This is a genomic window from Flavobacteriales bacterium, from assembly GCA_029248105.1.
In the GTDB taxonomy this organism is placed as follows: domain Bacteria; phylum Bacteroidota; class Bacteroidia; order Flavobacteriales; family UBA7312; genus UBA8444.
The window spans coordinates 41617-48601 of the sequence record JAQWJZ010000022.1; the positions used below are offsets into that span (position 1 = coordinate 41617).

Below are 6985 nucleotides of genomic sequence, written 5' to 3' on the forward strand. Positions count from 1 at the left end.
TTATTATTTTTTCTTGTTACCACCGTGACCTCTAAAGGTACGAGTTGGAGAAAATTCGCCTAATTTGTGACCTACCATGTTTTCAGTGATAAAAACAGGGATAAATTGTCTTCCATTATGAACTGCAATAGTTTGTCCAACAAATTCTGGTGAAATCATTGAGGCACGAGACCACGTTTTGATTACGTTATTTTTACCAGAAGCAATGTTACTTTCAACTTTCTTTTGAAGTTTAAAGTGTATAAATGGACCTTTCTTTAATGATCTAGCCATAATTTATTCTTATTTCTTACGTCTTTCGACAATGTATATATTAGAATTATTCTTTTTAGCACGTGTCTTGTAGCCTTTAGCAGGTATACCATTTCTTGATCTTGGATGACCACCAGATGCTCTACCTTCACCACCACCCATTGGGTGATCAACAGGGTTCATCGCTACTGGTCTTGTTCTTGGTCTTCTACCCAACCAACGACTTCTACCAGCCTTACCTGAGTTTTGTAAACTGTGTTCCGAATTTGAAACAGTACCTATTGTAGCTAAACACGTTTGTAAAATCATTCTTACTTCACCTGAAGCTAATTTAACGATAGCATACTTGCCGTCTCGCGCCATAAGTTGTGCATAAGCACCCGCACTTCTAACCATAACTCCACCTTGACCAGGTCTTAATTCAATATTATGGATAGTAGCTCCTAGCGGAATATCTGCAAGGTATAATGCATTACCAACTTCAGGTGTTGCATCTTTTCCAGATACTATAGTCTGACCAACTTTTAATCCGTTAGGACAGATAATATATCGTTTCTCACCATCTGCATAGTTCAAAAGAGCAATAAAAGCTGTTCTGTTTGGATCATACTCTACAGTGCTTACTACTGCAGGGATACCGAACTTATTTCTTTTAAAGTCGATAACTCTGTATCTTTTCTTATGACCACCACCAGTGTGGCGCATTGTCATTTTACCAGTGTTATTTCTACCACCAGATTTTGACTTCTTCAAAATAAGCGACTTAACAGGGTTATTGCCCGTTGTTAATTGTTCAAAATCATTTACGACTTTGAAACGTTGTCCTGGTGTTGTTGGTTTTAGTTTTCTTAATCCCATCTTTCTAAAAATTAGATGTTGCTATAAAAATCAATTGTATCTCCTTCTGCTAATTGAACAATAGCCTTTTTAAAATGACTTGTTCTTCCACTAATCACTCCAGCTTTTGTGAAACGACTCTTAGATTTACCAGCGTAATTCATTGTTCTAACTGAATCTACGGTTACACCATAGGCTTCTTCAACGGCTCCCTTAATTTGGATTTTGTTAGCATTTCTGTCAACAACAAATCCATAGCGATTAAACTCCTCGCTAGCAGCAGTCATTTTCTCAGTTATTATTGGTTTTATTAAAATACTCATCGTCTTAACTTAAAGTGTTTTCAATTTCTTTGACTGAACTCTCCACCATTAAAATATTACCTGCATTCATAATTTGATACGTATTCAAATTAGCAGATGTGGCAACATTTGTTCTATCTAAATTTCTAGCAGATAAATAGATATTTTGATTTGGCTCATTTAATATTAGTAGGGTTTTTTTACCGCTTAACTCTAAATTAGCTAATATCTCAAGATATTGCTTTGTCTTAGGAGCATCGAAGTTAAAGTCTTCTAATACCGTAATATTTTTATCTTTTGCCATTAGAGTAAGTGCTGAAGCACGTGCCACTCTTTTGACCTTTTTATTTAATTTAAAACCATAATCTCTTGGCTGTGGTCCAAAAACGCGACCACCACTTCTAAATAATGGATTCTTGATAGAACCAGCACGAGCTGTACCAGTACCTTTTTGCTTTTTAATTTTTCTAGTTGAACCTGTAATTTCTCCACGCTCTTTAGATTTGTGAGTACCTTGACGCTGATTAGCCAAATACTGTTTTACATCTAAATAGATAGCATGGTTATTGGGCTCTACACCAAAAACTTTCTTATTAAGCTTGACTTTCTTAGAAGTCTTCTTTCCGCTTATATTGTATACTGCTAATTCCATTATTTCTCTACAATTACAAATGAGTTCTTAGCTCCGGGAATAGCACCTTTCACTACTATTATGTTTTTCTCAGGGAAAACTTTCATTACTTGTAAGTTAGTTTCTTTAACTCTCTTATTTCCCATTTGACCTGCCATTCTCATTCCTTTGAATACACGAGCAGGGTATGAAGCGGCACCAATAGAACCAGGGGCACGCATTCTGTTGTGCTGACCGTGTGTAGCATCACCTACACCTCTAAAGTTGTATCTTTTAACAACACCTTGAAAACCTTTACCTTTAGAAGTCCCAACAACATCAACGTATTCGCCTTCTTCAAAGATTTCAACCGTTACTGAATCTCCTAAATTAAATTCACCTTCAAAATCTCTAAACTCAACCAATTTTTTCTTTGGTGAGACTTTAGCTTTTTTAAAGTGACCCATTTTAGGTTTGTTCACTCTACTTTCTTTTTGGTCTTCGAAACCAAGTTGTAGTGCATTATAACCATCCGTCTCAGGCGTCTTAACCTGAGTAATTACGCATGGTCCAGCTTCGATTACGGTACAAGGAATGTTTTTTCCGTTGTCATCGTAAAAGCTTGTCATACCTACTTTTTTTCCAATTATTCCTGACATTTTATTTGTCTTTTAGTTTTATAATTAAACTATCACACTTTTATTTCAACATCAACTCCACTTGGAAGCTCTAACTTCATCAATGCATCGATGGTGTTAGAAGATGTAGAATAAATATCCATCAATCTCTTATGAGCGCACAATTGAAATTGCTCTCTAGACTTTTTGTTTACGTGAGGAGAACGAAGAACAGTATAAATTCGCTTGTGAGTAGGTAGTGGTATAGGACCACTAACAACAGCACCAGCTGATTTTACAGTTTTTACAATCTTCTCAGCAGACTTGTCTACTAGATTGTGATCATACGATTGAAGCTTGATTCTTATTTTTTGACTCATTACTTTAATGAATTTATGCTTGTTTTAATCCTTTTACTTCGGTAATTACTGCATCAGAAACGTTTTTAGGGCATTCTGCAAAGTGAGAAAATTCCATAGTAGAAGTTGCTCTACCAGAAGTAATTGTTCTCAATGTTGTAACATAACCGAACATTTCAGAAAGCGGCACATGTGCCTTTACCACTTCTGCACCATTTCTTGAATCCATTCCTTGCATGATACCTCTTCTTCTGTTAAGGTCAGCTACTACATCACCCATATTTTGCTCTGGAGTAACAACTTCAACTTTCATAATAGGTTCAAGAAGTACAGGAGATGCTTCTTTACAAGCATTTTTAAATGCTAACTTAGCACATATCTCAAATGATAATTGGTCTGAATCGACATCGTGGAAAGAACCATCAAAAAGTCTAACTTTTAATGAATCCACTTCAAAACCAGCCAAAATACCATTCTGCATTGCTTGTTTAAATCCTTTTTCAACAGATGGAATAAATTCTTTTGGAATAGATCCACCTTTAATTTGATCTACAAATTGCAATCCTTCTCCTTCGAAATCTTCATCAACAGGAGACATTTCGAATTGAATATCAGCGAACTTACCACGTCCACCAGATTGTTTTTTGTATGTTTCACGAGTAGAAACAGGTGATGTAATAGCTTCTTTGTATGCTACTTTTGGTGCACCTTGGTTACATTCTACTCCAAATTCTCTTTTTAAACGATCAACAATAATATCCAAGTGTAGCTCACCCATTCCTGAGATAATTGTTTGACCTGAATCTTCGTCTGTTTTTACTGTAAATGTTGGATCTTCTTCGGCTAGCTTACCTAAAGCTACGCCTAATTTATCCATATCTTTTTGAGTTTTAGGCTCAATAGCAATTCCAATTACTGGATCTGGAAAATCCATAGATTCCAACACTATTGGCGAACTCTCAGAACACAAAGTATCTCCAGTTCTAATGTCTTTAAAACCAGCAAGTGCAGCAATATCTCCAGCTTGTAAACTTTCAATTTGGTTTTGCTTGTTAGCGTGCATCTGGAATATTCTAGAAATACGCTCTTTCTTGTTGGTACGTGTATTCAAAACATAAGAACCTGAATCAAGAACACCTGAATAAGCTCTTGTAAAGCATAATCTACCTACATAAGGGTCAGTAGCAATCTTAAATGCTAAACTAGCAAAAGGCTCATCTATTGAAGGCTTTCTACTTTCTTCAGCATCAGTTCTTGGGTTAGTACCTTTAATAGCTTCAGTATCAATTGGAGATGGAAGAATTTCCATTACCATATCAAGCATAGCTTGAACACCTTTATTTTTAAATGCAGAACCACACATCATAGGGATTACTTTACCACCTATTGTTGCCTGTCTTAATGCATCAAGAATTTCTCTTTCAGTAAGAGAGTTTTCGTCCTCGAAGTATTTTTCAAGTAGGTTATCATCGAATTCAGCTACTGCTTCAAGAAGCTTTCCTCTGTAGTCTCTTGCTTCATCAATAATATCAGCTGGAATCTCAACCTCTTCGTAAGTCATTCCCATATCATCCTCATTCCAAACAATGCCTTTGAAATTGATAAGGTCAACAACTCCTCTAAATTTATCTTCACTTCCAATAGGAATTTGAAGCGGAAGTGCGTGACTTCCTAACATATCTTTTACTTGCTGACATACATTTAAGAAATCTGCACCTTGACGATCCATCTTATTAACGAATCCAATTCTAGGCACATTATAATTATCAGCTAATCTCCAGTTTGTTTCTGACTGTGGCTCAACACCATCTACAGCACTAAACAAGAATACTAAACCATCTAATACTCTAAGAGAACGATTTACTTCAACGGTAAAATCTACGTGACCTGGTGTATCGATAATATTTACATGATAATCTTTATCTCTGTAATTCCAATTCAAAGTAGTAGCTGCTGAAGTAATAGTAATACCTCTTTCTTGCTCCTGCTCCATCCAGTCCATTGTAGCTGCACCATCGTGTACCTCACCAATTTTATGGCTTACTCCACCATAATAAAGGATTCTTTCTGTGGTAGTTGTTTTTCCAGCATCAATATGCGCTGCAATACCAATATTTCTTGTAAATGTTAAATCTCTTTTTGCCATTTTTATTAGAATCTAAAGTGAGAGAATGCTTTGTTGGCTTCAGCCATTCTGTGAGTATCTTGTTTTTTCTTGTATGCAGCTCCTTCCTCTTTGAAAGCGGCAACGATTTCAGCAGCCAACTTGTGACTCATGTTTTTATCGTTTCTTTTTCTTGCATAACCAATCATCCATTTCATTGCCATAGATAATTTACGGGCATCTCTAATTGGTTGAGGAATCTGAAAAGTTGCTCCACCTATTCTTCGGCTTCTAACCTCGACAGCTGGAGTTATATTTTGAACGGCTTTTCTCCATACGTCTAAGGCTGAAGTGTCTTCGACACGAGATTCAACAATCTCTAGAGCGTCATAGAATATTTTAAAAGCGGTTGATTTTTTACCATCATACATCATATTATTAACGAACTGTGTTACCATAGTATCGTTAAACTTAGCATCAGGCAATAATCTTCTTTTTTTAGCTGGACTTTTTCTCATTGTTCTATATACTTAAGCTAAAATTATTTTTTAGGTTGTTTAGTACCATACTTAGATCTTCTTTGAGTTCTGCCATCAACACCAGCAGTGTCTAAAGCTCCTCTCACAATGTGATAACGAACACCTGGCAAATCTTTTACCCTACCACCTCTAACAAGAACAATAGAGTGTTCTTGTAGATTGTGTCCTTCACCTCCAATATAGGCGTTCACTTCATTACCATTGGTCAACCTCACCCTAGCTACCTTTCTCATCGCTGAGTTTGGTTTTTTTGGTGTTGTTGTATAAACTCTTGTACAAACGCCTCTTCTTTGAGGGCAACTTGCTAGAGCAATTGACTTGGACTTTTTGGTAATCTTAGTCCTTCCTTTTCTTACTAATTGTTGAATAGTTGGCATACTATTTCTCTTTTTTTATTGTGTTTCTACCCTATTTTGGGGGCGCAAATCTAATCATTTTTATTAACTATCAAATAGTATTTACAGCTTTTTTACAAAAAAAAACACCCATACAATTAAATATGGGTGCCACTAGACTATATTATTTATAATTTCAGCCCTATTTTTTTTCTGAAAAAATAATTTTACGCTGCATAAATTGTGAGTCGGAATGCAAGTGAATAAAATATACACCTGAAGCTAAATCACGCCTATCAATTTTAACTCGTTTTTTGAAATTTCCATCTCTCAAAACCCTACCTCGTGTATCCAATAGTTTGAAATTAAAATCTTCAGAGTTATTATCAGATATTACTTCGACAACAAAATGGTCTTCAACTGGATTAGGGTAAACTAACACTTCTAAACCATCTAATTCTGAAACCCCAACCTTATTGTACATTTCTTCCAATCGTCCTTCACAATCATTGTTGTCAATAGCTACTAAAGTGTACTCTCCATCTTGAGTAGGTGTGAAAGTAGTTCCACTTGATTGGTAATTTCCAAAATACAACCATTCAAAAGTGTAAGGCGGTGTGCCTCCAGTTGCAGAAGCCGTAAATGGAACTTGGTTTGCATTAAAACTTGCGACAACGGCTGTTGGCTGATTTACCTCAACTTCGATCGATCCAGGGCAGTTATTTGCGTCAGTGATTAACACCTCGTAAGTATCTGCTGACAAAGATGTAGAATCTGCCCCTTGCCAATTTATAGAATAAGGAGATACTCCTCCAGCTATAGATACCGTTGCACTGCCATCATCACTGCCATTACATTTGACGTCTTGAACTAAAAAACTTGCCGTTAATGCTGACGGTTCAATAACCTCTATATCAAATTGACGCTCACAGTTGTTAGCATCCTCAAGAGTTAACGTATATATACCAGCACTTAAATCCATTAAATCTGTAGAACCTTCAACAGAGTTGCCCATATTTGACCAACTGTA

Annotated in this window: 10 protein-coding genes; all 10 read right to left on the reverse strand. The window is 36.1% G+C overall.

What is annotated here, in order from left to right; all coding sequences use genetic code 11:
* Positions 1–3: 3 nt before the first annotated feature.
* On the reverse strand, positions 4–273 hold the full coding sequence (gene rpsS, locus P8I29_04175) for a 30S ribosomal protein S19 (GenBank protein ID MDG1916997.1): 270 nt from the start codon (positions 271–273) through the stop codon (positions 4–6).
* Between the two features lie 9 nt (positions 274–282).
* Positions 283–1110 (reverse strand): 50S ribosomal protein L2, encoded by an 828-nt coding sequence (gene rplB, locus P8I29_04180; protein ID MDG1916998.1) that lies wholly within the window; start codon positions 1108–1110, stop codon positions 283–285.
* Positions 1111–1121: 11 nt separating this feature from the next.
* A complete protein-coding gene (rplW, locus tag P8I29_04185; protein MDG1916999.1) occupies positions 1122–1412 on the reverse strand; it encodes a 50S ribosomal protein L23 in 291 nt (96 codons plus the stop codon).
* 4 nt (positions 1413–1416) lie between these two features.
* Positions 1417–2043, reverse strand: a complete 627-nt coding sequence (rplD, locus tag P8I29_04190) for a 50S ribosomal protein L4 (GenBank protein MDG1917000.1) — start codon at positions 2041–2043, stop codon at positions 1417–1419.
* A complete protein-coding gene (gene rplC / locus P8I29_04195; GenBank protein ID MDG1917001.1) occupies positions 2043–2660 on the reverse strand; it encodes a 50S ribosomal protein L3 in 618 nt (205 codons plus the stop codon). The genes rplD and rplC overlap by 1 nt, the downstream gene beginning before the upstream one ends.
* 32 nt (positions 2661–2692) lie before the next feature.
* The gene (gene rpsJ, locus P8I29_04200; GenBank protein ID MDG1917002.1) at positions 2693–2998 is read right to left on the reverse strand and encodes a 30S ribosomal protein S10; all 306 of its coding nucleotides are present in this window, start codon (positions 2996–2998) and stop codon (positions 2693–2695) included.
* A gap of 13 nt (positions 2999–3011) precedes the next feature.
* The gene (gene fusA / locus P8I29_04205) at positions 3012–5123 is read right to left on the reverse strand and encodes an elongation factor G (protein MDG1917003.1); all 2112 of its coding nucleotides are present in this window, start codon (positions 5121–5123) and stop codon (positions 3012–3014) included.
* Between the two features lie 5 nt (positions 5124–5128).
* Entirely contained in the window at positions 5129–5599 is a 471-nt protein-coding gene (gene rpsG, locus P8I29_04210; protein ID MDG1917004.1) for a 30S ribosomal protein S7, read from the reverse strand.
* A 23-nt stretch (positions 5600–5622) separates the two neighbouring features.
* Positions 5623–5997 (reverse strand): 30S ribosomal protein S12, encoded by a 375-nt coding sequence (gene rpsL / locus P8I29_04215; GenBank protein MDG1917005.1) that lies wholly within the window; start codon positions 5995–5997, stop codon positions 5623–5625.
* A gap of 160 nt (positions 5998–6157) precedes the next feature.
* On the reverse strand, positions 6158–6985 hold an 828-nt coding region (locus P8I29_04220), incomplete at its 5' end, for a T9SS type A sorting domain-containing protein (GenBank protein ID MDG1917006.1).

Excerpts from the sequence above, each read along its gene's own strand:
- rplC (MDG1917001.1), bottom strand. The coding sequence starts at position 2,660 with ATGTCAGGAATAATTGGAAAAAAAGTAGGTATGACAAGCTTTTACGAT.
- rpsS (MDG1916997.1), bottom strand. The coding sequence starts at position 273 with ATGGCTAGATCATTAAAGAAAGGTCCATTTATACACTTTAAACTTCAA.
- rpsG (MDG1917004.1), bottom strand. The coding sequence starts at position 5,599 with ATGAGAAAAAGTCCAGCTAAAAAAAGAAGATTATTGCCTGATGCTAAG.
- rplW (MDG1916999.1), bottom strand. The coding sequence starts at position 1,412 with ATGAGTATTTTAATAAAACCAATAATAACTGAGAAAATGACTGCTGCT.
- rpsL (MDG1917005.1), bottom strand. The coding sequence starts at position 5,997 with ATGCCAACTATTCAACAATTAGTAAGAAAAGGAAGGACTAAGATTACC.
- rplD (MDG1917000.1), bottom strand. The coding sequence starts at position 2,043 with ATGGAATTAGCAGTATACAATATAAGCGGAAAGAAGACTTCTAAGAAA.
- rplB (MDG1916998.1), bottom strand. The coding sequence starts at position 1,110 with ATGGGATTAAGAAAACTAAAACCAACAACACCAGGACAACGTTTCAAA.
- rpsJ (MDG1917002.1), bottom strand. The coding sequence starts at position 2,998 with ATGAGTCAAAAAATAAGAATCAAGCTTCAATCGTATGATCACAATCTA.
- fusA (MDG1917003.1), bottom strand. The coding sequence starts at position 5,123 with ATGGCAAAAAGAGATTTAACATTTACAAGAAATATTGGTATTGCAGCG.